This is a genomic window from Syntrophales bacterium (assembly GCA_023228425.1).
In the GTDB taxonomy this organism is placed as follows: Bacteria; Desulfobacterota; Syntrophia; order Syntrophales; family UBA2210; genus MLS-D.
In genome coordinates this window covers 15,554-40,450 of record JALOBE010000018.1, presented here as the reverse complement: position 1 = coordinate 40,450, position 24,897 = coordinate 15,554, and the positions used below count along the sequence as shown (strand labels likewise).

General features: G+C 54.1%; 23 protein-coding genes and 1 tRNA gene. 12 read left to right on the top strand and 12 right to left on the bottom strand.

Annotated elements, in window-relative coordinates; translation table 11 throughout:
- Nucleotides 1-44: 44 nt before the first annotated feature.
- Both M0Q23_07875 and M0Q23_07870 read left to right on the top strand, forming a co-directional pair.
- Nucleotides 45-1,004 carry an MBL fold metallo-hydrolase gene (locus M0Q23_07875; protein ID MCK9528542.1) on the top strand — a complete coding sequence of 320 codons (960 nt, stop codon included), beginning with the start codon at nucleotides 45-47 and terminating at the stop codon, nucleotides 1,002-1,004.
- An 87-nt stretch (nucleotides 1,005-1,091) separates the two neighbouring features.
- Nucleotides 1,092-3,116 (top strand): long-chain fatty acid--CoA ligase, encoded by a 2,025-nt coding sequence (locus tag M0Q23_07870; protein MCK9528541.1) that lies wholly within the window; start codon nucleotides 1,092-1,094, stop codon nucleotides 3,114-3,116.
- A 194-nt stretch (nucleotides 3,117-3,310) separates the two neighbouring features.
- On the opposite strand, the gene M0Q23_07865 is transcribed toward M0Q23_07870, so the two are convergent.
- The 5 genes from M0Q23_07865 to M0Q23_07845 all read right to left on the bottom strand — a co-directional run bounded on the left by M0Q23_07865 (nucleotide 3,311) and on the right by M0Q23_07845 (nucleotide 7,002).
- The gene (locus M0Q23_07865) at nucleotides 3,311-3,745 is read right to left on the bottom strand and encodes a hypothetical protein (protein MCK9528540.1); all 435 of its coding nucleotides are present in this window, start codon (nucleotides 3,743-3,745) and stop codon (nucleotides 3,311-3,313) included.
- Nucleotides 3,746-4,021: 276 nt separating this feature from the next.
- Nucleotides 4,022-4,477, bottom strand: coding sequence for an ACT domain-containing protein (locus tag M0Q23_07860; protein MCK9528539.1), 456 nt, complete (start codon nucleotides 4,475-4,477; stop codon nucleotides 4,022-4,024).
- 5 nt (nucleotides 4,478-4,482) lie between these two features.
- Nucleotides 4,483-5,781, bottom strand: coding sequence for a phenylacetate--CoA ligase (locus M0Q23_07855; GenBank protein MCK9528538.1), 1,299 nt, complete (start codon nucleotides 5,779-5,781; stop codon nucleotides 4,483-4,485).
- 109 nt (nucleotides 5,782-5,890) lie between these two features.
- On the bottom strand, nucleotides 5,891-6,286 hold the full coding sequence (locus M0Q23_07850) for a universal stress protein (GenBank protein ID MCK9528537.1): 396 nt from the start codon (nucleotides 6,284-6,286) through the stop codon (nucleotides 5,891-5,893).
- Nucleotides 6,287-6,522: 236 nt separating this feature from the next.
- On the bottom strand, nucleotides 6,523-7,002 hold the full coding sequence (locus tag M0Q23_07845; protein MCK9528536.1) for a polyhydroxyalkanoate synthesis regulator DNA-binding domain-containing protein: 480 nt from the start codon (nucleotides 7,000-7,002) through the stop codon (nucleotides 6,523-6,525).
- Nucleotides 7,003-7,283: 281 nt separating this feature from the next.
- Here M0Q23_07845 and M0Q23_07840 point away from each other — a divergent pair, with 281 nt between their 5' ends.
- The 5 genes from M0Q23_07840 (at nucleotide 7,284) to M0Q23_07820 (ending at nucleotide 9,110) form a co-directional block, all read left to right on the top strand.
- Complete coding sequence (locus M0Q23_07840; GenBank protein ID MCK9528535.1) at nucleotides 7,284-7,562, top strand: hypothetical protein; 279 nt, start codon at nucleotides 7,284-7,286, stop codon at nucleotides 7,560-7,562.
- Nucleotides 7,563-7,635: 73 nt separating this feature from the next.
- Complete coding sequence (locus tag M0Q23_07835; protein MCK9528534.1) at nucleotides 7,636-7,917, top strand: hypothetical protein; 282 nt, start codon at nucleotides 7,636-7,638, stop codon at nucleotides 7,915-7,917.
- A gap of 156 nt (nucleotides 7,918-8,073) precedes the next feature.
- Complete coding sequence (locus M0Q23_07830) at nucleotides 8,074-8,274, top strand: hypothetical protein (GenBank protein ID MCK9528533.1); 201 nt, start codon at nucleotides 8,074-8,076, stop codon at nucleotides 8,272-8,274.
- A gap of 25 nt (nucleotides 8,275-8,299) precedes the next feature.
- Nucleotides 8,300-8,596, top strand: coding sequence for a hypothetical protein (locus M0Q23_07825; GenBank protein ID MCK9528532.1), 297 nt, complete (start codon nucleotides 8,300-8,302; stop codon nucleotides 8,594-8,596).
- Nucleotides 8,597-8,606: 10 nt separating this feature from the next.
- The gene (locus tag M0Q23_07820) at nucleotides 8,607-9,110 is read left to right on the top strand and encodes a hypothetical protein (protein MCK9528531.1); all 504 of its coding nucleotides are present in this window, start codon (nucleotides 8,607-8,609) and stop codon (nucleotides 9,108-9,110) included.
- Between the two features lie 207 nt (nucleotides 9,111-9,317).
- On the opposite strand, the gene M0Q23_07815 is transcribed toward M0Q23_07820, so the two are convergent.
- The 5 genes from M0Q23_07815 to M0Q23_07795 form a co-directional block, all read right to left on the bottom strand.
- Complete coding sequence (locus M0Q23_07815; protein MCK9528530.1) at nucleotides 9,318-10,370, bottom strand: GAF domain-containing protein; 1,053 nt, start codon at nucleotides 10,368-10,370, stop codon at nucleotides 9,318-9,320.
- A complete protein-coding gene (gene phaC / locus M0Q23_07810; GenBank protein MCK9528529.1) occupies nucleotides 10,367-11,620 on the bottom strand; it encodes a class III poly(R)-hydroxyalkanoic acid synthase subunit PhaC in 1,254 nt (417 codons plus the stop codon). The genes M0Q23_07815 and phaC overlap by 4 nt, the downstream gene beginning before the upstream one ends.
- 29 nt (nucleotides 11,621-11,649) lie before the next feature.
- A complete protein-coding gene (locus M0Q23_07805) occupies nucleotides 11,650-12,537 on the bottom strand; it encodes a hypothetical protein (GenBank protein ID MCK9528528.1) in 888 nt (295 codons plus the stop codon).
- A gap of 191 nt (nucleotides 12,538-12,728) precedes the next feature.
- Nucleotides 12,729-14,942, bottom strand: a complete 2,214-nt coding sequence (locus M0Q23_07800) for a TerB family tellurite resistance protein (GenBank protein MCK9528527.1) — start codon at nucleotides 14,940-14,942, stop codon at nucleotides 12,729-12,731.
- Between the two features lie 114 nt (nucleotides 14,943-15,056).
- Nucleotides 15,057-15,491, bottom strand: coding sequence for a MaoC family dehydratase (locus M0Q23_07795; protein ID MCK9528526.1), 435 nt, complete (start codon nucleotides 15,489-15,491; stop codon nucleotides 15,057-15,059).
- Between the two features lie 326 nt (nucleotides 15,492-15,817).
- Between M0Q23_07795 and M0Q23_07790 the strand changes: the two genes are divergently transcribed.
- The gene (locus tag M0Q23_07790; protein ID MCK9528525.1) at nucleotides 15,818-17,713 is read left to right on the top strand and encodes a GNAT family N-acetyltransferase; all 1,896 of its coding nucleotides are present in this window, start codon (nucleotides 15,818-15,820) and stop codon (nucleotides 17,711-17,713) included.
- Nucleotides 17,714-17,725: 12 nt separating this feature from the next.
- A complete protein-coding gene (locus tag M0Q23_07785) occupies nucleotides 17,726-18,799 on the top strand; it encodes a mannose-1-phosphate guanylyltransferase (GenBank protein ID MCK9528524.1) in 1,074 nt (357 codons plus the stop codon).
- 128 nt (nucleotides 18,800-18,927) lie between these two features.
- On the opposite strand, the gene M0Q23_07780 is transcribed toward M0Q23_07785, so the two are convergent.
- Together M0Q23_07780 and M0Q23_07775 are read right to left on the bottom strand one after the other, a co-directional pair.
- Nucleotides 18,928-19,806 carry a helix-turn-helix transcriptional regulator gene (locus M0Q23_07780; GenBank protein MCK9528523.1) on the bottom strand — a complete coding sequence of 293 codons (879 nt, stop codon included), beginning with the start codon at nucleotides 19,804-19,806 and terminating at the stop codon, nucleotides 18,928-18,930.
- Nucleotides 19,807-20,277: 471 nt separating this feature from the next.
- Nucleotides 20,278-22,341 (bottom strand): LysM peptidoglycan-binding domain-containing protein, encoded by a 2,064-nt coding sequence (locus M0Q23_07775; protein ID MCK9528522.1) that lies wholly within the window; start codon nucleotides 22,339-22,341, stop codon nucleotides 20,278-20,280.
- A gap of 137 nt (nucleotides 22,342-22,478) precedes the next feature.
- Between M0Q23_07775 and metF the strand changes: the two genes are divergently transcribed.
- The 3 genes from metF to glk all read left to right on the top strand — a co-directional run bounded on the left by metF (nucleotide 22,479) and on the right by glk (nucleotide 24,694).
- Nucleotides 22,479-23,366, top strand: coding sequence for a methylenetetrahydrofolate reductase [NAD(P)H] (gene metF, locus M0Q23_07770; protein ID MCK9528521.1), 888 nt, complete (start codon nucleotides 22,479-22,481; stop codon nucleotides 23,364-23,366).
- 62 nt (nucleotides 23,367-23,428) lie between these two features.
- Nucleotides 23,429-23,505: transfer RNA gene (locus tag M0Q23_07765), tRNA-Arg, on the top strand.
- Nucleotides 23,506-23,692: 187 nt separating this feature from the next.
- Nucleotides 23,693-24,694: a glucokinase gene (gene glk / locus M0Q23_07760; GenBank protein MCK9528520.1), complete on the top strand. Its 1,002-nt coding sequence runs from the start codon at nucleotides 23,693-23,695 to the stop codon at nucleotides 24,692-24,694.
- The last annotated feature ends 203 nt before the right edge of the window (nucleotides 24,695-24,897 follow it).

Below are 24,897 nucleotides of genomic sequence, written 5' to 3'. Positions count from 1 at the left end.
CTGGCGTTCCCTTCACAAAAAACAAGTGAAAGAGAGGAAGTGCAATGACTGACCCGCGCTCTATTGAAGCAGTGGACACCGTCGAGGTTCTCTGCCTGCAGGACAACTATATCGACATGGCCCTTCAAGACAATTCAACCATGGTGCGACGCGCGTCAATTCTGAAAAATGGTGAAATCAATAATTCAATACGAGCCGAGCACGGATTCTCGGTCGTGGTGAGAACAGGTTCGGGTGATACATGGCGCACCATGCTTTTTGATTTCGGCTTTTCCCCTGACGGCGCGGCCTGCAACGCGAAACTTCTCGGAGCTCCGCTGCATGAGATTGACAGTATGGCCCTCTCTCACGGTCACAGCGATCACACGGGGGGCATAGCACAACTCACTGACATGACCGGCAGGAACGGAATCCCGCTTTTCTGTCACCCCGGGGTATTCACTCCATTCCGTTATCTCGAACCTCTACCCGGATTCCTCATGCATTTCCCCCGATTTGATCGAAAACCCCTGGAGGACCGGGGAATCAGGATCGTTGAAACAACGGAGCCACAACCGCTTCCGGGAAACCATGTCCTGTTTCTGGGTGAGATTCCGAGAAAAACGGATTTCGAAAAGGGATTCCCCATCGCCTATCGGGACACCGGCGGGACAAAAGCATGGGACCCCATCGAAGACGATTCGGCCATTGTCATCAATCTCAGGGACAAGGGCCTCATCATCATTTCGGGATGTGCCCACGCAGGTATTGTGAATACGGTCATCCACGCAAAACAGGTTACCGGTATCGACAGTGTTCACGCCGTCATGGGAGGATTTCACCTCACGGGACCTCTCTTTGAAGCCATCATTGAAAGGACGACGGAGGAACTGATAAACCTGAATCCCGAATTTGTTGTGCCCTGTCACTGCACCGGCAGAAAGGCCACCATGTTCATGGAGCAGAAAATGCCGGATCGTTTTATATTCAACATGAGTGGCACCAGGCTGACCTTCCGGGCATGACCGGCCCGCAACAGGGCCTGACGGCCATCGGACGTTTTGCGATTTTTTACAGGATTATCATTCCTGATATGTAAACCAATGGAACGAATGGTCTTTGAAAAGGATACCCTCTGCGGTCTTTTTCATCGCCGGGCCCTCCGCCTGGGCGATGCGCGACGGTTTCTTTCCTCCCGCTTCAATGACCTCGGGGTACTCACAGACGAGTATCACCACATGACTTGGAAGACTGTACGGGACCAGGTTATTGATTTCGCCCGGGGACTGGTCGTGCTGGGTGTAGCGGCCGGTGACCGTGTTGCCCTGTTGTCTGAAAGCCGGCCCCGGTGGATCATTGCCGACCAGGCCATACAGGGAGCGGGCGCCATCGAAGTCCCCCTCCACACGACACTGACGGAGGATGAACTCGCATGGATGATGGCCGACAGCGGAGCACGGGTTATCGTCACCTCAACAGCCGACAAGGCGTCCATGGCCCTCAGAATGGAAGAGAAGACAGCCCCCCTCCCGGCGATTATTGTCATGGAGCCCTGGAATGGAGACAGGCCCGGCAATCTGTTGACCTTCAACGAAGTGATGGAGCTGGGGCGACAGGGAATATCCATACAGGAGATGGAAGACCGCATCGACAGTGTTGACCCCGATGATATCACGTCCATTATCTATACATCGGGAACAACGGGAACTCCCAAGGGTGTGGTCCTGAAGCAGAAACACTGGATGGCCAACATGAAGCAGGCCGCCAATTCCATCCTCATGCGGCGACAGCGGGAACGGGGAATCACCCTGACGCACTTGGTCCATCTCCCCCTGAGCCATGCCTACGGGAGAACGTCCGACTATCACGTTGGAGGACTTTACCAGGGAAACATTCTTGTCTTTACCGAACGTTTCGAATCCCTGGGAGAAACCATTCGGGAAATCCGTCCCAATGTCATCATCAGCGTTCCCCGCTTGTACGAAAAACTCTACGATCGGGTCCATTCAAACGTTGCGGGCCGGTCGCCCCGGGTACAGTCGATATTCAAATGGGCGAACACGGCGGGTATGGATTTTACCGGGGCAATGGCGGAAGGCAGAGTGCCCTCTCTTGCGTTAATGCTCCGGCTGTGGATTGCCAACGCGCTTGTTTTCGACAGCGTCAGAAAAAGGGCCGGCCTGGACCGTCTTGTCCTGGCCGTTTCAGGCGGCGGCAGTTTGTCCGGAGACGTCTGCAACTTCGTTCGATCGCTGGGAGTTCAGCTCAACGAAGGGTACGGCCTCACGGAAACCTGCGCTGTCCTGAATTTCAACGAACCGGAATTCAGTGACCGCTCTCTCAAAGAATCAACGGCCTGGCGCGGCCGACTCATTGATGGGCTTGTCAACCTCCTTGTCAGGGGACAGTCACAGGGCAGGAATCCCTTTGCCAGTCTCTCCCGGATCTGTACGCTCTATTTTATCAGCAGGAGTATCGGTTCCATGTTGTGTATAAAACCCGGCACGGTGGGGCGCCCGGTCATCGGAACAGATGAGCGGATAGCGGATGACGGGGAAATCCTCGCCCGGGGTCCCCAGGTATTCGAGGAATACTGGAACCTTCCCCATGAAACAGGACAGGCTTTCACTGAAGACGGGTGGTTCCGGACGGGTGATATCGGATGGTTCGACGATGATGGGTTCCTCTCTATCACTGACAGGAAAAAGAACCTCTTTGTCACGTCGGGAGGGCAAAACATAGCCCCTCAGCCCATCGAGCTGGCCCTGACGGCCCAACCCGGTATCGATCAGGCCATTCTGATCGGTGACGGAAGAAAATACTGCACTGCTCTTATCGTTCCCGACTTCGAAAAACTTTTCCAGTTCGCTGAATCCATGGGTCTCGCGGCATCTACACCGGAAGGGCTGGTGAACACCCCGGAAATCCAGGCACTCATACGAAGTCGGGTGGACGAGGTGAACCGCCGCGTGCCCCGTCACGAACAGGTGAAATATTGCTCCATCCTGACGGAGCCATTCCGGATCGAAACCGGCGAGTTGACACCGAGCATGAAGATGAAGCGGCGGGTCATCGAGGAGAAGTTCAGCCGGGAAATCGAGGCAATGTATCGGGATAGGGGCGGCGAGGATACCTGACCGCCCGAGGCGGACTGGGACGCTTTTTACGAGGGCGGAGACCTTTTGAATTTTGTCATTTCGAGGAGCATCGCGACGAGAAATCCCTGTCCCGGGCAAAGCGAGGGATCTTTTAGACTTCTCACATGCGTTCGAAGCGACGGGGGAGAGGTCGAAATGACGAAATCGATAGTTTTAAAGGTCTCAGCTTTCCATTAGAAGGAGCCCAACTGGCATACACTGATTTTAACTGCAAGAGCCTCGCAGGCCGAGGCCACGTCCATGCGGGCACAGCCTAATCTCCGGGCGACCTCCCAGCAGGCGGCGCAGGATATTCTGCCGTCCTCAAGAGCTTCTTCGATGGCCTGTTTCATCTCGGGTCTCACCTGAGCGGCGGGCTCGACAATCCGCCTTCGGGACCCGTACCCGAAGAGCCCCAGTTGGCATCGTGAAATACGGTACTCCAGGAGATCAATCGTCATCCCCACATCGGCGGGGTTCCTATTGAGTCTGGCGGCCGTCTTAAAGGCGTTCGCGCAACTAATCGTGCCGTCGCGGGCCAACTCTTCAAGCACCTCGGCCACCCTTCGGTCCGGTTCGGAACCCTTGGGGTGTTTCCCCGCGTAATTTCCTGCATCTTCATGGGTCATACCCTACCCCCCTTGTCATGAGACAGCGCTCTCCTTCGGAGGCGCGGATAACCGTTCGTCACTACACAGGATGATTTTACGGATTCATCGGTATTTGCCAAAGTCGAAAAACGTCCGATAGAGGACGGCTTTGTAAAAGGCTCCTCAAGGCACGACGCGCAGATCCTGAGGAAAGAGACGTACTTTGAGGTACGACGCAGTGACGAAAGAGAGAGCGCCATCAAGCCTCCGGCTCTCGTGCCGGAGGCATACCTCCGGTACCATTTTACGAAGCTGTCAGTATTTCATGTAATGGAACGGTTCGACAGCAGCCAAGGCATCCCTGTCGAGGGTCTCGAACTTTTCCGCTTTCAGAATATCCAGTGTTGTGTCTATCTGATCGATTTCGAGGACGAATACAGCCTTTTCCCAGCTTTCCAAAACAAATCCATATGCATTTTCAATATTTATGTTTTCTCGTGACAGCAGTTGAATCAGCTTGTCCAGTCCACCGGGCTTGTCCGGTATAACAACGGCCACCACGGGCTTGAGGCTGACCGTCAATCCCGCTTCCGCCAGGATCGCATGAGCCCGGTCGGGATCATCAACCAGCATGTTTATGACACCGAAAGCATCGGAACTGGAGATGGTAATGGCTCGAATGTTTATCTTGCCGGCCGCCATGAGTGACGTTACCTTTGCCAGGCGTCCGGGTTTGTTTTCAGCGAAGATAGAAAGCTGGTAGGCAACCATGAGACTCAGTCCTTTCTGTTGTCGATGACGCGAAGGGCCTTGCCCTCTGTTTTCGGCAGGCTGCCCGGTTCCACCAGTTCGACCCGGGGCGTTATGAGAATGTCACTCTGCAGCTCTGCCGCAATCTTTTTTCTCAATTGTTCCAGCTGTTTGAGGTCCCCTGAAAAAAACTCTTTCAACACCTCGACCCGAACGATCATCCGGTCATTATATCCTTCCCGCTCCAGAATAATCATGAAATCGTTACCCACTCCGGCGATCTCCATCAGTTTCTTCTCTATCTGTATGGGAAAGATGTTGACGCCCTTCAGAATCATCATGTCATCGGTCCGCCCCGTAATTCTTGCAATGCGACGGTGTGTTCTACCACAGCCACAGGGTCCTGGTATGAAACGGGTCAGGTCTTTCGTCCGGTACCGGAGAATGGGCATGCCTGTGCGTTTCAGTGTGGTCAGAACCAGTTCCCCCTCGACGTCGTCCTCGACAGGCTTCAAGGTATCGGGATCGATGATTTCAACAAAAAAATTATCTTCCCAGACATGGAGGCCCTCTTGGCAGGGACATTCGAAGGCTACTCCGGGACCGTTCATTTCTGACAGGCCGTAGGAGTTGTATGCCGTAAGGCCATAAAACGCCTCTATTTTCTGCCTCGTCTCTTCCGAATGGGGCTCCGCTCCCAGAAAGGCGATGCGGAGGCCGGTGTCCCTGCGAGGATCCAGGTCCATTTCCTCAAAGATCTCAGACAAATGCAGGGCATAGCTGGGAATGATATGTATGACGGTTGTTTCAAAGTCTCTCATGAGTTGTATCTGCCGTTTGCTGTTCCCCGCACCGGCGGGAATCGTCAGGGCTCCGATTTTTTCGGACCCATAGTGAAATCCCAAACCGCCCGTGAACAGGCCATAGGTCATCATGTTCTGAAATACATCAGTTTTTCTCATGCCTGCCATGTACATGGACCGTGCCAGAAGATTCGTCCAGGCTTCGAGATCCCCGGCGGTGTGAAATATGACCGTTGCCCGACCCGTAGTTCCCGAAGATGAATGCATTCTCACCAGTTCATCCTTCGAAAGGGCAAGGAGCCCATAGGGCCAGGCTTCCCTGAGGTCATCCTTGGTGGTAAGCGGTAATCTCTGAATGTCGTCAAGGGACCGGATCGATTTCGGATCGAGGTTCGTACGTTTAAAGAAATTTCCGTAGAACACCGAATCGGCGGCATTGTTTACGGTCTGTATCAACCCTTCGAGCTGCAACTCCTTCAGGGCTTGGGGATTCATGGTTTCCACTGCCGGTTCCCAGTACATGGTGCATCCAACCTCCGGAGATTTTTCTGCTGCGATGTATACATTGTCAGTTCCGCCGTATCTTCGTCCGACATGGCCGGCCACGGAGTTATCGGAACCCGGCGGAATTTTAAAACTTTATTGCTATGACAGGGCAACCGGCATTGAGAATGACATGTTGAGCCGTCGATCCCATGAGGAACTTCCCCACCTTTGATTTCTTCTGTACACCGACAATGATCTCATCGGCTTTTTTCTGTCTGGCATATTCCACAATATCTTCTCCCGGCGAAAGACCTCTCACCAGAAGACTTACTTCGCATGGAATTCCTTCCTTTTCAATCCGTTCCCTGGCCCGGTCCAGGGCGTCCCGCGCAGAATGAACGGTGTCGGCGCTGTCTTTCGAACCTCCCTCGAGGGATGTTACGAGGTATATGGTTCCATTGAAGGTTCGTGCATGCTCGATGGCCTTTTCGACCATTTTCTCCGACTGCTTCGAATGTCTGTAGGCAACAACAATATTCATATTCACCACACCTCCCTCGATCGAGAAACCCTCTGGATTATGCCGGCGGGCCTCCTCCGTCACACGAGTATGACCGGACCGCACTCACGCCGTACAGGGTGATATCTAGCACACATTGCGTGTGAGCTCAATTACACCGGGCGGACGGGAGCGGCTCTTCAGCCGGAGACTGGTCCCCTTACAGCAGAGTACTCGATTATGACACGCCTCCGGGAGGAAAGAATACAAGAACATGGTCACGTTTCGTTTTCGGACGAGGAAGATTCCGCCGTTTCACTCTCCCTGAAGGGATTGAAGCGAGGCTGAAAAACGGGCAGAGTCGCCATGGATTTCTCCGTCAGGGCCGACAGATCCATTCCAAGCCGCAACCATGCGCGAAACTGCTCATCAGCGGCGGCCCTGTAATTGAGATAGTTTTTTATAGTCTGCTCAAGATAGCTCTCAAAAAACTCGCTCAAGACCGTCTCCCCGTACTGAACGATGAGATGCAGCAGGGACACCGGCAAGAGGCTGTTTCTCCTTCGAGATTGTTCCAGTATGATCTGCGTCAGGATAAAAGCGGTCACATCCTCCCCGGTCTTGGCATCGGCAACGGCAATACGTCGTCCTTGTCGTATGGCTTCCATAACGTCATCAAGTTTCACATAGGCGCTCTTCTCCGTGTCGTAAAGGCGCCGGTTGGTGTATTTCTTCAGATTCAGCGTATTATTGTTCATGGGACTCACTTCGCATCTTTCTCTATTAATCACTATTCATACACAATGCTCAACCGCATTGCAACAACAAAGTGGCGAGCTGACGTGACTCATTGATGGGAACACATAGCATAATATCTTATATTACTTGATCTTTAGACTGACATCAGAAAAAATTTTACCGGAAACATTACAACAGAAAAATATGTTGCGTTGCAATAAATAATGCTTGACAAAGAAAGCGGCTCTGGTGTATTGCAAAAACATACATTCAAAACAACGTGACGAAAGGAAACAAATGTATGAACCAGACAAAGCTTGCCAGACAAATGATCGAGTTTTACAAGGCGACCTTTGATAACAGTTTCAACGCCCTGACCATTCTCCAGGAACAGACGGAGAAAATGGCCGGTCTCTTCCTGGATCAGTCGCCCTGGATCCCCAGGGAGGGCAAAGACACCGTAAAAGAATGGATAGCAACCTATAAGCGCGGCCGAGATATTTTCAAGCAAAATGTTGATGAAAGCTACGGAAAGGTCAAGGAATATTTCGCGACCGCCGGCAGGACTGAAGATACATAACCCGGCAGAAACACTGTACGGCACGGGAAACAGGGGACGAATAACCGCAAACAACATACCTAAGGAGGACGCTATGATGGATCCAAAGAACGTTGCACGACAGATGATACAGTTCAACAAGACCGCCTTTGACAACACCTTTGACGCCATGACTGTTCTGCAGGATCAGACGGAAAAGATGATGGGTTCCTGGATGGATCAGAACCCCATGTTGCCCGCCGAAGGCAAGAAAGCCGTCAACGACTGGCTCAAAGCCTACAGGAAGGGGTGGACCGATTACAAGGCAGCCGTCGATGAAAGCTACAGAAAGGTGGAAGAATTTTTTACCATCGCTGAAAAAGGCAAAAAAGGTTGAACGCACCGTGAGGTCCGCGTCGAAGCAATGATCTATCCGCCCGGCAACGATCACGTTTATCGCCTTGTTATGGAGTGCCAGGAAAAAGTGGCCGATGTCAACGAAACGTTGACTCAGGCCACTTTTGACTCCTTGAGCAGGCTGAACCGTCACTGAATGAGTCTTCTCGCCCAGGTCGGCACCATCGCTTCCGCTTGGGGAAAACCGGCTACGTCTCTGGTTGAACTTGAAAAGGCGGAACGTGAGTACACCGCGGAAACTACTCTGGAAACCATGCGGGCGGGCCAGCTTTACCTGTTGAGCCTGCTGGTCTATCTTCACGACTTCATACGGCACCCGAAGCATTGCCCTGGTTGAGTGCATGCGGCATCTCCCGGTGACAATGTTCGACAATCAATTGAATTTCAAAGATATTCAGGACAAGAGAGTCCGGTGGCTGATCTGTTATGCCGAAAAGGATGACCTTGTTGACAGGGACGCCGCTCTTGCGCCGCTGGATTTTGTTGATGCGGAAGTCACTGTTTTCCCCAAGGGGCACGGGGCCATTGCCACGTCCTGGTCCCGCCCGAAGTCTGAATTCGCTCTGCATAAGCGCTTCGGTGCCTATCGCGGCCCGGTCCGTTTCCAGCTCGACCTGGATGAAGAAGGCGACTCCCGTAACCGTTCAAGAGTATCATAGGAGGTGTCTCATGGACTCGCAATTTCTGGAATTCTGGGGTCAGTCTCTGCTCAACCTCGCTCGGGGGCAGCGCCGGCTTGAAGAGTTGAGCCGATGGATGAGCGGGACGGCTGGAGGAGCGGGTACCGACCGTCTCATCGATCTTTTTCGTACCTCCTACGGCCTCGACAAGCTGGAAAAAGACGGTCCCGAATACCTGAAACTCTTCGAAAAGGCGTCCCGTTCCTACCAACAGTCCCTTCGGGAATATCTATCACTCTTTAACGTGGTGCCCCGGGACGACATGGAAGCCCTTCAACGGGAATGCGACGCTCTGAAGGCTACAATCGCCGATCAGGAAAAGATCATCGGGCGCCTTAAGAACATCATCGACACGAGCGGCCGGACACCGGAAGAAGCAACCCGGGAACTCAAGAACCTGCTCGAGAAGCAGACCCTTGAGTTCCAGAAAATGATGAAGACCATGGGTCAGGCCTTCGTCCGGAAAGAAACAAAAAAATCAAGAAGCAGATAGGACGAGCTCGTAGAAAGTCTCCATACCTGTCGAACGCGATCGCTTTGTGAAAAAGCCCGCGGCAGGACGGGCAAATCATGAAGGATGAGACGTACTTCGAAGTACGTTACAGTAACGAAGGATGCGCCCCGACACGGCATCCGGCTGTAATGCAGGATGTTGCGTCCTCCGGTACCTTCTTATAAATCCACCGGACAGGAAACCAGGTCAGAACCAGCTGCGGTGTCTCCAGGTTTCCTCCTTCAGCTCCTTCATGTCGCTCTGTAGCATCAGATACAGGACAGCATTCTGGATCGCCAGCCCCCCCTGGGATGCCAGGGCCGTTACGTGCATTATCTCGTCCTCCGTAAAGTCCTTCAAAATACTGCTGTATAGACGAAGGACACCGATGACCTCGTCCTTTGCCCTGATGGGAACACAGAGGATAGAAACAATACCTTCTTTTTTCTTCGCCTCCCTGTACTGCACGCCCTCGTTCCGGGAAGCGTCTTTAATGACCACCGATTTACCCGAAAGGGCCTGGGCGATGCTTTTCTCCGCCGAAACGGGTCCCTTGTTCAGATACGTATCGCTGAGGCCGTGGCTGGCGACAAGGGTCAGATGCTTTCGCTGTTCATCGAGAAGGCGGATGCTTGCCGCCTTGACGCCGAGGGCCTCGGCTACATTGCTCGTCAGCGCCTGCAGAATGTCCTTCAGGTCCAGGCTCGCGTTGATATCCGCCGCGAGCTCGATGAAAATCCGGTTGTTGTCCCTGAGTTTCTGAATCAGACGGGCAGTTTCTATTGCCATGCCTCCATGCTCCGCGAGAACGGTCAGGAACGCGATTTCTCGATCGGTGAACTCCCGAGGCTCCGCCGTGTACAAGGCAAGGGTACCGATCATTTCCCCCCGGACCATCACTGGTACAACAAGAAGGGAGACGATGCCTTCCCGTTTCTTATGCTCCCGGTTGTTGTCACTCGATCCGGGATCCGTGGCGGCATCACGGTAATAGATAAAGCCCTTTCCCGTGAGCTCCGGCATTATCTTCCTGATATGGCTGATATCCGAATGCACATAGCCTTTGGAAAGCCCGGTGCTGGCCGCGAGAACATAGGTTCCCCTGTTCTCGTCGAGCAGAAACAGGGCGGCCGCCTTGCCCTCCATTGTCTCTGCCGCACTGCGCACTATCAGATTCAGAATTTCGTCTCGCTTCATGGTACTTCCAAAGACCCGCGAAACTCTCGTTATCGTTTTGAAATAGTCGTTTTGATCGCTCATGGTTTTTCCCCCACAGCCCTTTGTAACTCTTCCTGTTCAGAGACGGTTGTTCCGGCCGCCATTTTTCCGGCCGGGGAAACCCCTTCCCCCCCGGACTTCCACCCGGTTCCTCCGGACTTCTTCCCGGGCGCTTTTCCCTCCGGGGCACCTTTCTTGTTTCGAGACCGTTTCGGTTCGTCCCGTTCTTTGAGCCACTGGGCGATCCTGGGCGCGAACTCCCTCTGACTTTTCGAACTGACATATATACCTATGTGGCCTGTATCGAGTGCGATGTTCGTTGCGTCGGTACTGCCGGTCTTATGAATCAGCATGTCACAGGCCGCGGGCGGAACCAGGTGATCGTAAAGGCCATAAAAATTGAGGATCGGCATGGTAAGATTCTTCAGGTCAACCCTGCGCCCGCCGACCTCCATCCTGCTCTGGATCAGCAGATTCTTTTGATAACCGTCTTTTATAAACTGCCTGAATGTTTCACCGGGAACATCGGGACTGTCAAAAATCCACTTCTCCATACGAACAAAGTTCTCCACGAAGGCTTTGTTGTCCATGTTCTCAAAAAAACCAACGTATTTGTCAATCATGAGCCGAGGCGGGTTCATCAGGAGAAACCCTAAATTCATCAGGTCTGCGGGAATATTGCCGTAGCTGTCCACGAACCGGTCCACATCGATGTTTTTCATCCATACATGGAGGAGGCCCGTGTCGGTGTCGAAATTGGTCGGGGTAACGGTGGTGATGAGGTTCTTGATTTTTTCGGGATACAGGGCCGAGTAAATGACGCAAAAGGTGCCCCCCATGCAGATGCCCATGAGGTTTATTTTTTCAAGATCGTGCCGTTTGCGGATCAGGTCGACCACGTTGTTCATATAGCCGTTCACATGGTCATCGATCGTAAGGAACCGGTCTTTACGGGTAGGATAGCCCCAATCGATCATGTACAGATCGATTCCCTCATTGAGAAAGGTCTTCACCACACTCCGGTCGGGCTGAAGGTCCAGCATGGTCTCTCGGTTGATAAGCGCGTAGACAACCAGCAGCGGCACTCTGAGCTGCTGTTCGCCTTCGAGCAGGTAGTGCTTGAGTTTGACCCTGTCTTCTTCATAGACCACCTCATAGGGAGTCTCGGCAATATTCGACGACAGGGGACCAAGAAGAACCTCCGAGGCCCGCGCAACCCGCTCCTGTGTTTTTTCAGCATCTTCAGACAACTTGTCCAGGATGAGATCAAGGGGTATCTTTGGCTGTGTCATTGATCCGGCCTCCTTTCACGTCAGTCGAATCATCGCGATCCTTTCTCAAGCCGACTTTCCAGTTCCCTGACCTTTTTCTTCATCAGGTAGAGTTCTTTGTACAATTCATCCATTTCCCTGTAGGTCGGTATGGGCATGGACTGGAGCATATCCTGCAACACCTCGTTTCGGGATATGATGTATTCCGACAGATTACTCAAAAGAGTCTCCAGGGTCCTGGTGTATTCCGGGGACTTGAGAAGCGTCATGAAGTGACCTTCGAGAATCCTGATAAACATGGTGTAGTATTCCCGGGTTTCCTCGGGAAGCTTTCCATCTCCGGCCAGTTCGTCCAGACGTTGCTGCATGACTTTGAAAGATTGTTCGAAGGGCAGAAAGAGGAGCGACAGGAACTCAATGGCGACCATGTTCATCAGATTCACTTTGTCGAGAAACTGGTTTGCCCGTTCCTGATAGAATCTGGTCAGGCCCAGCTGGGGAACCTGCAGAAATTGTCTCAACTCCTCTTCATAAATATCTTTGAGGGCCTTGAAGAAATCCTGATCTACGGATTCAAGCTGGTAGGCTTCCACCCGTTGCCCGATGGTTCCGGCCCGTTCGATGGCTTTTTTTTGCATTTCGAAGCAGGCGTCCCACGTTGTTTCGGCAATCTTCATGAGTATGTCGGGCATCATGGCGGTTCCCTTTAAAACAGCATTGGCCGTTTCGGGTTCACTCATGAGCGCCTGCAGCGACTGCCATGTTTTCATGGCCGCCTCCCACGATTCGACAGACCGGCCCTTCTTCCCCGACTCCAGGCCGGATGAAGGCACGGCACTCACCATCTTTATAAACGTGGACATCATGTCACTGCCTGTTTTCAGCCAAGCCTCCGCGAGGGCCGGGCCGTCAGAACTATCCTGCCGACGATCATCCATCCCACACCTCTTTCGCTGTGGTCCCTGAAGTGCTGACTCTCTTTATCTGCAGATTAACATTGCAAAGAAGTGCTGTCAACTGCCGGGACCGCAGGAGGAGCAGCAAATGGATGTGCCCGGTTTGTGTTCTACGATGGCAGAAGGGGCGTTATATCCCCCGTCCTGGAAACCCACCGGAGTTTGCGGACTCCTCACCGTACCGGGAAGACGTTTGAAGAAGATTTCCCCGGCTGTTTATCGATTTCCAAAGCGTAAGAAATTTTTTCAAGCATTTCCTTTTCACGGTACGTGTACACACCGTCTGCGAGAGCCACCCGCCTGACGATCCCCATGGCATCCCGCCGTTCCTCCTCGCTCCGGATAAGCTTCGCCAGCGCCGCTATCGCCCGGCCTTCATCAATCTCCAGTAATCTCGCCTGGACCCGAATCATGCGCCTGAAATCACGAGGATGCAGCTTCTGCAAGACTTTGTGCGTCTGCGCTATATCCAAAGCTATTCCGTAGTGACGGCGGCTGATGGTAGGTGTCGATCGAACCATGGCGGCAATCGCGCGGATCAGCCCCTCTCCATAGCCTCCCTCTTCCGGTTCGGGAAGGGGCTTTACTGCCGAAATGTCCGGTTCTTCGACGGTCATCCCCCCCGCTTGAGACCCCACGTCTTCGGCAGGTCTGAAGAACGTCTTCAACAGATCGTTTTCGTAGACCATCCGGAACGTCAGCTCCTGGTAGCGGTCACGGGCATCGCGGTAGAGATTGAGGATGCCCGCCATATACTCGGAAAAGCGTTTCTCCATTTCGAGAAAAGGATTTCCCCCGTTGAGAGGTTTTCTGTGTCTGCGGGCCAGGTCGGCGATGTGCTTCAGGGGTTTCAGTGAGGGGTTCATGTCAGATATCATGACTCTCTGAAGGCGCAGAGGGTGCATCCACCGCATCAGTTCCCCCGTCAACTCCGTCGTCCCCATCTTGATCCACGGCCTCAAAAACACCCCGTACATGGACTCGTTCCAGTCCGAAACAGCATGGACAAACTCGAAGCTTTTTTCACTTTCCCCATCGTCGGCCATGGATGTAATGTCCGCCATGGTACGTTCTTCGAAGCGAGCTGCGAATTCTCCCGTTTCGGGGTCACCGTCGATCACCATTTCGTAGAGCCCGGGCGGAAGATAATCGATCATATCAAAATGGCCGATTATATTGCGATGTTCTTTTTTCGCCACACTTTTTGAGACAAAAATGCCCAAGTGGCCGATGTTTTCGTGGATAATGTACACTATGACCTGGCCCGCCTTTTTGAGTTCTTCCACTGAACCGTAAACGCGTGGAATCCAGTTGAGGGCCTGTTGAGGCGGTGTAATATTGTCGCCCCAGGAGGCAAATACCACGATGGGGCTTTCTATGTTCCGTATGTCGATGGTTTTGCCGGGGCGGAGCTCCAGCCTTCCCCGCTCCAGTTTATTGCCCACAAAAAGGTTGCTCACGATAAAATGAATTTCCTCATCGGAAAGATTGAAAAAACCACCCCACCATTTTTCGAATTCCAGGTACCGCTCTTCCTCTGTGTCAACATTGGCGTAGAGGTAGTATTGTTTGGCCCAGAGGGTGTTCGCCGGGTTCAAGGATTCGAAATTGTACACCAGGTTGGCACCGTCAAAGATGCCATGCCCAAGGTCGCTTAACAGTGCAGTCAACCAGGCACCGCCCAGGAGACCTCCCCGATAGCGCATCGGATTTGCCCCCTCGACGCCCGCCCAGTACGAAAGGGGAGCGCCGTTCAGGACCAGGGGACCGGTGATGTCCGGCCTGTCGGCGCAGAGCAGCGCCGCCGCCCATCCGGCTTGACAGTTGCCGATGATGATCGGACTGTCATCATGAGGGTGCAGTCTCATGATCTCCTCGATAAACCTCACCATGGCGTGCTCCACGTCTGCCAATGTCTGCCCCGGCATCGGGTTCGTATAGAACAGTACAAAGTAAACCGTAAACCCGTTATCCAGGGCCTTGCCTACTTTCGAGTCCATGCTGGACCCGCCTATTCCCGGGCCATGGCCGGCTCTGGGATCGATAACGACGATGGGCCTCTTTCTCAAGGCAGGTCGCTTCGGGGGTTTGCAGCGCCGTTTCATGTCATCGGTTCGAATGTCTTTTCTTTCTCCCCGATCCACGATACGGACCAGGGCGTGATTGACGGGTCTCTCAAAGTGGCGCCCGTCAAGAATGATCTCGTAATTGAACGCCAGGACGGGAGGCTGGCCGCTCCGCAAGTGGTCAATGTAACCGTTGCCCCGCTTTCTGAGGATATCCATGAAGATGGCAAACCGCTGGGCGGTATCGACACTGTAGTCGGCACCGTCCTGTATCCATTGTTGAAAAGTCGCTCCCTGTCGGCTGATATTTCCTGTTCCCATACACCTGCTCCTGTGTTCTCACATCATGTATTCAGGGGAGATTACTGCTTCGGACCGCCTGTATCGGGTTGGAAGAAAAAAGAAAGGGAGCGAGGCTCCCCTTCTTTCCTTACTCTAGTGTTTTTCAGGCCTTGGTGGCATGACCACCGCTTCTCCATCCATCACCATTGTTCCATTCTGATTTTCGCACCAGGTTCGAAAGATCACGCGATTTTTTTCGGTTATGACTTCCTTCGCCTCCACAACGGCCGTGATGGTGTCGCCTATATAGACGGGTGCCGTAAACTTTGAGAACTGACTGATGTAAATGGTTCCCGCACCCGGAAGCTTCATTCCGAGGACCGCCGAGACCAGGCTCGAACTCAAGGCGCCATGGGCGATTCTTTTCTTGAACATGGTCGTTTTGGCGTATTCCTCATTAATGTGCGCGGGGTTCTGGTCCGTGGACACACCGGCAAAAAGGATGATATCCGCATCGGTTATGGTTTTCTGAATCCTGGCTTGATCCCCTGCCCTGATACGGTCGACGGGTATTCCGATAAGGTCCATAGGATGCTCCTCCCCACATTCTGAATCCTGTTTTTTGTTGGGGCAGTCTACGCCAAGAACCTTTCTGTGTCAAGAACGACGACTTCGGGGATACTGTCTTTCCTTTTTTCTTGCAACTTGAAGCTGCAATACTTACAGTGGTGATGAACGTGCAAAAAGCTCCTTGAGGAACGGCGCCCACATCCTGAGGAATGAGGCGTGCTGTGAGGTACGACACAGTGACGAAGGCCGGAACGCAATCAAACATCCGGTACTCATTGTACGAAGCCGTCAGTAATGATTCCTGATATCGTACAAGGGTTTGCGTAGGGCCGGGGTATGGAGCCATGCCTGAAATTTCCATTGACACTTGGAGAAACGCCGTGGTTTCTCCCGAAAAAATTATTGATAACATCGATCCGGGGATGAAAATATTCCTGGGAACCGGCGCGGCGGAGCCGCGGACCCTCATCAAGGCCATACTGAGCTCAAAGGCGAGAAACCTCAGGGATCTCGAATTAATACAGTTGATAAGCTTGGGAGACGCACTCCCCCGGGACCAGGACCAGGATTACAAGTATCGCCTGAAAACCTTTTTTTCGGGCTACGTTGCAAGCGATGCCATCCGCCAGGGGCGGGTCGATTATATTCCCACGATATCGTCCCGGGTCCCCCGCCTGATCAGCGCGGGGATTATTGATGTGAATGCCACTTTCGTCCAGATCACCCCTCCGGACAAGCGCGGGTACGTAAGTCTCGGCGCCGTCGCCGATGCCTCCCGTCAGGCCATGGAGCGGTCGACTCTGGTTGTCGGGGAAATCAGTCGGGACATTCCCTACACCATGGGGAACACCTTTGTTCACATAGACACATTCGACTACCTGATTGAAGCCACGGAACCGCCTCTGTACTTCCCCCGCTGGCCTGTCACGGAAGTGTATAGAGACCTTGCCCTGAACGTTGCCTCCATGGTGGAGGACGGAAGCTGCATCGGCTACACCTTCGGCCCCCTTTTCGAAGCCCTCGTGGAACCGCTGTCACGGAAGAAAGACCTGTCCATTCACTCCCTCATCATGACGGATGCCCTCATGGAGCTTATCGAAAGCGGTGCCGTGTCAAACAGAGGAAAACGGTTTTTCACAAACAAGAGTGTCATCTCTTATGCCCAGGGCACGAAGGAGTTGTATCGATGGCTTGACGGGAACCCCACCATTGAATTCCAGGGTGTGGACACGATAATGGACCCTCTTATCATGGGCAGTCTCGAGAAATACGTCAAGATCCTGCCGGCGCGGAAAATCGACCTGACGGGCATCGTAGCCCTGCAGGTGGGAAAACAGAACGTGACCCTGGATCCCGGCGAAGTACACTCAGTGTTCATGGGTGTTGCCCTTTCCCCGGGCGGACGTGCCATATTCGCCCTTCCGAGCCGCAACCGGTTCGGTACTCCTAATATCATCCTGTCGGCAAAGGAATATCCCAACCAGTTTACAAACCAGGAATCACTGGATCTTGTCATCACCGAATTCGGAATCGCCTCCATGCGCGGGCGGACCCAGCGGGAACGGGCCCTCGCGCTGATCGACATAGCCCACCCCGATGACCGGCAAAGCCTGGTGGAAGCGGCGAAGGAGGCCAACATATTGTACAGGGATCAGATTTACCTGACGGAGTCGGGCCACTGTTACCCCCATGAAATCTCCTTCCGCCACACCTTCAAAGACAGACTTTCCGTATGGTTCCGTCCCATAAAACCTTCCGACGAAGATGACATGCGCAAGCTGTTTTATCGGTTCTCCGACCAGTCCGTCTATTACCGGTACTTCACACCCCTGAAAACGATGCCCCATATGCAGATGCAGGAATATGTCAATATCGATTACCGCGATGTCATGTCCATCGTGGGCATTATCGTGGAAGAAGGAGTGGAGCGTATCATTGCCGAGGGACGCTATGCCCATCTGCAGAACAGTTCCTATGCCGAAATGGCCATCGTTGTCGATGAACAGTATGTCGGCATGGGGATTGCCGCCTATCTGCTGGACTTGCTCATCAACACGGCAATCAAGCAAGGCATAAGGGGCTTCAAGGCCGATGTGCTGACGGAAAACAAGCCTATGCTCAAGGTCTTTGAAAAATCCCGGTACCCCATGCACGCCGTTGTCAAGTCCGGTGTTTATGAAGTCACCATACCCTTCACCACGGAGAGAGGGGAAGTCCCGTCAAAAAACGACGGCTCGTGAGGAACAAGGCCCATGCTGCACGCAGTTATCATGGCGGGGGGACGGGGAACCCGTTTCTGGCCCGCCAGCAGAGAGACACGACCCAAACAGTTCCTGGCCATAACGGGCGAGAAATCTCTGTTGCAACAAACAGTTGACCGGATTCTCCCCCTGATCCCCCCGGAACATATCATCGTTGTTACCGGCGAGGTCTGCCGGGAGGAAACCTGCCGGCACCTTCCTGAACTGCCGGCTGAAAATATCATTGCTGAACCCTTGGGCAGAAACACGGCTCCCTGCATCGGGCTGGCCGCCCTTTTCATCAGGAAAAAGAATCCCCGGGGGATCATGGTCGTGCTTCCCGCGGACCACGCGGTGACCAATGAAGACGCGTTCCGGGGCGTGATCACCCGGGCGGCGGCGGCGGCGGCGGCGGAGCCCTCCCTGGTGACCATCGGTATCAGACCGAGCTTGCCGGAAACGGGCTTCGGCTACATCGAGCGCGGTGAACCGGCAGCCCTCTCCACGGACGCTGATATTTACCGGGTCGCCGCCTTCAGGGAAAAACCCGATGCAGAGACTGCCCGCTCGTTTCTCGAAAAAGGGACTTTTTACTGGAACAGCGGTATCTTCGTCTGGACGATACCGGTCATCATGGATGCCATCGCCGGGAACCTTCCCGACTTGTACGGCGAGCTCCTGGCTCTGGAACCCACCTTGGGCACAGACGGCGAAGCCGCTGCTATTCGAGCCGCTTACGAACGGATCAGCCCCGTATCCATCGACTACGGTGTCATGGAAAAAACACCGAACGTTCTGATCGTCACCGGGGATTTCGGCTGGAACGATCTGGGAAGCTGGGACGCCCTGGCCGAACTGGCGCCGAAAGATGAACGGGGAAATGTGCTTCGGGGGACCGTCGTGGCCGTCGACACAAACAACGCGCTTGTCCTGGGAAGGGGAAAACTGATCGCCCTCGTCGGGGTGGAGGATATCGTGGTCGTAGAACAGGATGACGCTATCCTGGTGTTGAAGCGCGGGAAATCCCAGGACGTGAGGAAGGTGGTGGACCACCTGGAACACAATGACCTGAAGAGGTTTCTCTAGCATATGGAGGCCGCAACGATTGTCGGTCTGTCCCTGGCCCTGTACGTGGTGATCATGAAGTTCAGGTACGGATAAACTCCCGCCACAGGCCAGGCAAAGAGGCATCGCACCTCACGGCATGCGTTGGATTACTGAGAATATATGATTTTCCCGGCCTCCCGCACATCGTATCCGGGAATGTTCCGTGTCAGCTTCGACAGGGATGACGGCTCGAGAAATTCGATGAAACGCTTCATGGGCGCCGTCGCCACCAGCTCTCCGGGAATGACAAGATCAAACCGCTCGTCCTTGAGGGGAATGAATTCGAGACCCAGGGGGTGTGTCACATACTCAATGCCGAGACCACAGTCGGCCTCTTCAAAAAAGACCGTCATGGCCGTTTCCATGTGGCTGTCGACAGTACCCGTATTCCGGGGACGGTTATTGTCGTTGAGTCCCTCTTGTCGAACGAGATATTCAAAAAGCACCGCGGTTCCCGATTCTTTATTCCGACCGACGAAGCGGACATCTTCCGCTGCCAGGTCCCTGATGCCCTTTATACCCTTGGGATTGCCCGCCTTGACGATAAGACCCTGCTTCCTGCGCCAGAGCGCAATGACGCTCAGGTGATGGTCGCCCAGGTGGCGCTTGACGTAGGGGATGTTGTATTCACCCGTTTCCAGGTCCAGGATGTGCGCGCAGCAGGCTTGGCACTTGCCCTGCACCAGGGCATGAATACCGGCGATGCTTCCTACGGGGGCATAGAAGGCCAGTGCTTCGGGGAGATTTTCCCGGGAGTACCTGGCGAGCAGCCTCGACAGGAGAACATCGTCGCTGCCGGCAATGGAAATATCCCGTTCACGCTCAACGTTTTCGTCGATCCACCGCGTTATGTGATTACGAGGAAAGAGCCATTTGCCGGCTATGCGCACCCGCGGAACATTACCGTCGCGAACGAGCTGGTACACCTTCTTTTCATTGAGCCGAAGCATCTCTGACAGTTCTTTGGTCGTAAGCATTTCGTTCATAGCAGCGTCCTCTTTTTCAGATTTCCCGACCGTCCTGATTCCCCGTTCCAGCCTGATTCCGGAAGTAGCCGAAGAATTCTCTGATATCGGACCCGGGATCGTCCAGTTTCGCCTTCAGTATGGCCGCCGCTCCCGCCGCAGCCACCAGCGGAGGTTGTCCGCCGCCACGGCTCCTAGATCACCGATTCTCCCGCAGGGGCTGCTTGAAGTCAAGATCACAAAATCGATAGTTTTTCACAGGTCTTTAGTCCCCTCCTGCAGCCGGCTCCAACCGCCGATCCTGATACAGCTCCGACAGGGCTTGAGGCAGGATTCTCATTATTTCAACTACCATGCGGCACCTTTTCTTTCGAAGCCTTCGGCAGAGCATGTATCGGTGAACAGTAATCATCAACACCGGTGACTGCCCCGGTATTTTGGCGGTGATCACCCCAATCCCGCGTCTCCTGAAAAAAAGGCCGACAGCGATGATCATCTCGGGATTGTAATTTGTTGCCCCGCGAATATCCGGTCACGAGATTCAAGACTGTTGGCAGCCATCAGCGTTTCTATACTGGTGCCAAACCGTCTCGCGATGGTCCCGAGCGTGTCTCCCCGGCTGACGGTGTAGAGCTGTTCAGGCTTTCGGACGCTTCCGGTGTTTTTATCGCTTGCGGCGGGGATGATAATTTTCTGCCCTGCCTGGATATGGTTTCGTGACTTGAGGTTGTTTGCGTGAACCAGGTCATCCACGGCCACGCTGTAGCGGTGCGATATCCGCTCCAGCGTATCGCCCCGGGCAATAACATGGGTCGATGGACGGTCCGGAGAGGCGGATGCCCTGGACGACGAGGCGGCGCTCTTAAGAGTGAGACGCTGACCGACGAAAATGCGGTCACGGGAACGAATATTGTTGAAACGCATCAACTCACCCATGGAAACGCCATAACGGCGTGATATCTGCTCCAGTGTGTCACCCCGGGCAACGACATGGGTCGATGGACGGTCCGGAGCGGCGGATGCCGTGGATGACGAGGCGGCGCTCTTAAGAGTGAGACGCTGACCGACATAGATGAGGTCATGCGAACGGATGCTGTTCATCCTTGCCAGATCCGTCATGGACACACCATACCGCCTGGCCACCCGTTCCAGGGTGTCACCCGCCTCCACGGTATAGACCGCTGGAGTCGGTTCCGGAACGTCGGCTAAGCCCCCGCCGGGAATGTTCAGCTGCTGGCCCACGTATATACGGTCGCGGGAACGAATGTTGTTCATTTCCATAAGCGTCCGCACGGTGGTCCCGTGATCGACCGCTATCCGCTCCAGCCGGTCCCCTTTTCTGACTGTGTATGTGATTTCCTCCCGCGCGAGAACGATGGAGGGGGACTGGGGACGGTACCGGACGTCACGCTCCCTGAATTCAGCGGATACCTGGTTAGGCAGGTATTCCGTGACGGAAGCGGCTATGGCCCAGGCGATATCTTTTCGGAACTCCGTGTTTTTAAGCAGGAGTTCTTCCTGGTAATTCGACAGGTAAGCCGTTTCGACCAGAACTGATGTTATGTCTGGAAGCTTGAGGACGCGGAAAGGCGCTCCCTGGACGGTCGCGAACTTGAGATCGTTTGCCCGCTTGAGGTTCGCAAGGGCTATGGAACCGAAGGAACGGGACTGGTTGAGAGATTCCGTCTGCAGCATGTTCAGGATGATGGGATCCGCTTCATCGTTGCCTCCGGTACCGGGATCACCGCCAAGAATGTCGGAAAGATTCTGGCTCGCCGCGAGGAGCCGCGCCGCTTCGTTGCTCGCGCCTATGGTCGAGAGGCAGTACACCGATGATCCCCGGGCCGATCGAACCGGCGCCGCGTCGGCATGGATGCTGATGAAAAGATCGGCATTGTACTGGCGGGCAATCCTGCCCCTCTGTTCCAGGGAAACGAAATAGTCGCCGTCGCGGGTCAGAAACACCTGGTACCCGCGTTCCGCAAGCATCGTCCGCAGCTCCCGGGCAATCATGAGAACGATGTCTTTTTCACGCGTTCCAAGACGCCCTATGGCACCGGGATCTTCTCCACCATGCCCGGGATCGATGACAACGATCCTTTTAGCTTCGAGGTCGGCGATTCGTATCCGTTCATCGGCTTCCCTCTGTTCCACTTCGGGGATTCTGACGTCAATTACAATCCGGTGGGGCTTGTCAAGGATTTGACCGAGCGTGAAGACCTTCGCAACAACCTGCTCCCCGAGGGCCACCTCAACGCGGGTGGTGTCTCCCGGCAGGGGAACGACCTGAATTCCCTTGACGGCAGGCACATTGAGAGGGTATTCAAGGGCGACATCGGGCAGCAGCTCCGAATGAAAAATGTCTATGACAAGTTTCTGATCCTTCTCCTGGACGTCATAACGAGCCTCTGAACCGGTGTCGATGACAATTCTGGTGTTGTCGGGAGCTGTCCAGTGCCGGACGTTGATAATGTCGCTGAGTGCAAAAACAGGGGTCGGGGACAGAGAAAAACAGATCATGACCGCCGCACACAATGAAAGGGTATTTTTTTTCATCCGCTTTCTACCTGTTTTTGAGAGTGCATGGTACCAGTTTCATATCGATATCACAATAGAATCTGAAAAACAATTTGACAATTCCCCCGCAGGATGACATTTGCTGGTTCCTTTGATTCCTGTGAGAGAGGAACACGATGAAAATTAAGGATATCCTGAACCGGAACACTTTCAGCCTCTCCTTTGAAGTGTTCCCGCCGAAACGGGACGGTAATGTCAGCGGCCTGTACCGCACCATTGAAGAACTGCTCGTCTGGTCGCCCGATTTCATTTCTGTAACCTACGGGGCAGGCGGTGGAACCCGCGATACAACAATACAGATCGCTTCAAAAATCAAAAACGAGATGAAGGTCGAAACGCTGGCTCACCTAACCTGCGTTCAGGCTACCGCCGCGGACATCGCGGACATTCTGAGACAGTTCAAGCGCAACAATATCGAAAACATCATGGCCCTGCGAGGAGATCCTCCGGGTGATGACAAGACCTTCGTCACAACCGAGGGTGGCTTCAGCCATGCGAATGAGCTGGTTGAATTTATCAGATCCGAAGGCGATTTTTCGATCGGCGTCGCCGGATATCCCGAGGTTCACATCGAAGCGGTCTCTGCCGAGGCGGACCTGGATTATCTCAGGAAAAAGGTGGATGCCGGCGGGGAGTTCATAGTCACCCAGATATTTTTTGAAAACGAAGTCTTCTACCGATTCCGTGATCGGGCGGCGCGGCGGGGTATCCGGGTTCCCGTTATTCCCGGCCTCTTCCCCATATTCAACGCGAAACAACTTCCCAAGATAACCGAACTCAGCAACGCACGGATTCCGGTATCCTATTATGAAAGCCTCATGGGCGTCATTGACAGGCCCGAGGAGGCTGAAAAATACGGTATCGAATTCACCATTCGACAGAGCGAGGATCTGTTGCTGAACGGTGTGGCGGGACTCCATTTCTGCAGCATGAACAGGAGTGCCCATGTGATGAGCATATTGTCGGAACTTCCCCTGCCGAAACGCTATGTCCCGGGGCAATAAAAGTATTGAATCTCGCGAAAAGACGTAGTATCTAAAGGTCGTCTCCAAGACTGTTCGCAAAAGGGCGATTAGCTCAGATGGATAGAGCGTTGGCCTCCGGAGCCAAAGGCCATGGGTTCGAATCCCATATCGCCCTCCATGTATGATGTCATCGTACAATGCAGCCCGAACCATCGAACGTGATGATTTTGTAAAAAGCTCCTTGTAATAATGCCGCGTCTCGATCACATCGGCCTTCTTGAATTCTACCGCGTGGAGGAAACCATTGAAGAAGGAAAGGAGCGGACCCGAAACATGGAATCTTATGTACGGGAGCGTGTGGAGTAATGCTGCTTTTTGCCGGTGATATCGGCGGAACCAATACAAGACTGGGAATTTTCTCCTGGGACAAAGGTTTCCGGACCCCCCTTCATGAAGCAACGTACAGGAGCACCGACTACGCGAGCCTCGAGGAGGTCTGTGCCGACTTTCTTCCCTCCACGCAGGTGACGGTGGCCGGCGGGGTCTTCGGTGTCGCCGGCCCCGTAGGGGAATCCCGGATACGGCTGACCAATCTTCCCTGGGTCATTGATAGAGACAGCCTGGCCTCCAAACTGTCCCTGCCGCGGCTTGTGGTGCTCAATGACCTGGAGGCCATCGCCTTCGGCATCGATGTTCTCACAAAAAATGACCTCAAAAAAATCTCTTCAACCGGCGCGATCAAGCCTCACGGCACCCGGGCCATACTGGCGCCCGGAACGGGTCTCGGCCAGGCTTTCATGACCTGGGACGGAAGCCGGTACCGTACACACCCTTCAGAAGGGGGACATGGGGATTTCGCACCCGGAAACGAACGTGAGAGGGCCTTGCTTGCATATCTTCTGAGGCGGTTCGACCGCGTAAGCTGGGAGCGTGTCTGTTCCGGCAGCGCCATTCCCGCTATCTATGAGTTTCTGAAAGACGAAGGCTACTGCGTCGAACCGGAGCGGCTCGCCGAAAAACGCGCCGGTGCCGAGGACATGACGGCACTGATCCTGACAACCGCTGTCCACGATGTACACCCGCCGGACATCTGTAGAGAAACATTGCACATGTTCCTCTCCATACTCGGCGCTCAGGCAGGCAACCTCGCCCTGACCCTTATTCCCACGGGAGGACTCTACCTCGGTGGAGGGATCATTCCCAGGATAGCAGACAGTCTCGAGGAAGGCCCCTTTATGGATGCGTTTTTGAGCAAGGGGCGCCTGGCCCCTCTGCTGGCTACAATACCCGTGATCATCATCCTCGATGAAAAGGTTGCTCTCTGGGGAGCTGCGCGGCGGGGATTTGAACTGATGGCAGGCGGGTGAACGAGATTACCGGCGATGCAACCGGGGACGATAAACAGGACGGATTGTCCGCAAGAAGAAACCATGCCGTCGTTATGACTGACGGCTTCGTACAAGGCGTCTCTGGCGGGCTGGAGCGCTTTTTACGAAGCCATCATCTACGGTGGTTCACGGATCCTCCCGTAAATTCATCCTGTTCAATCTGTCTTTGATGAAGCGTCCCC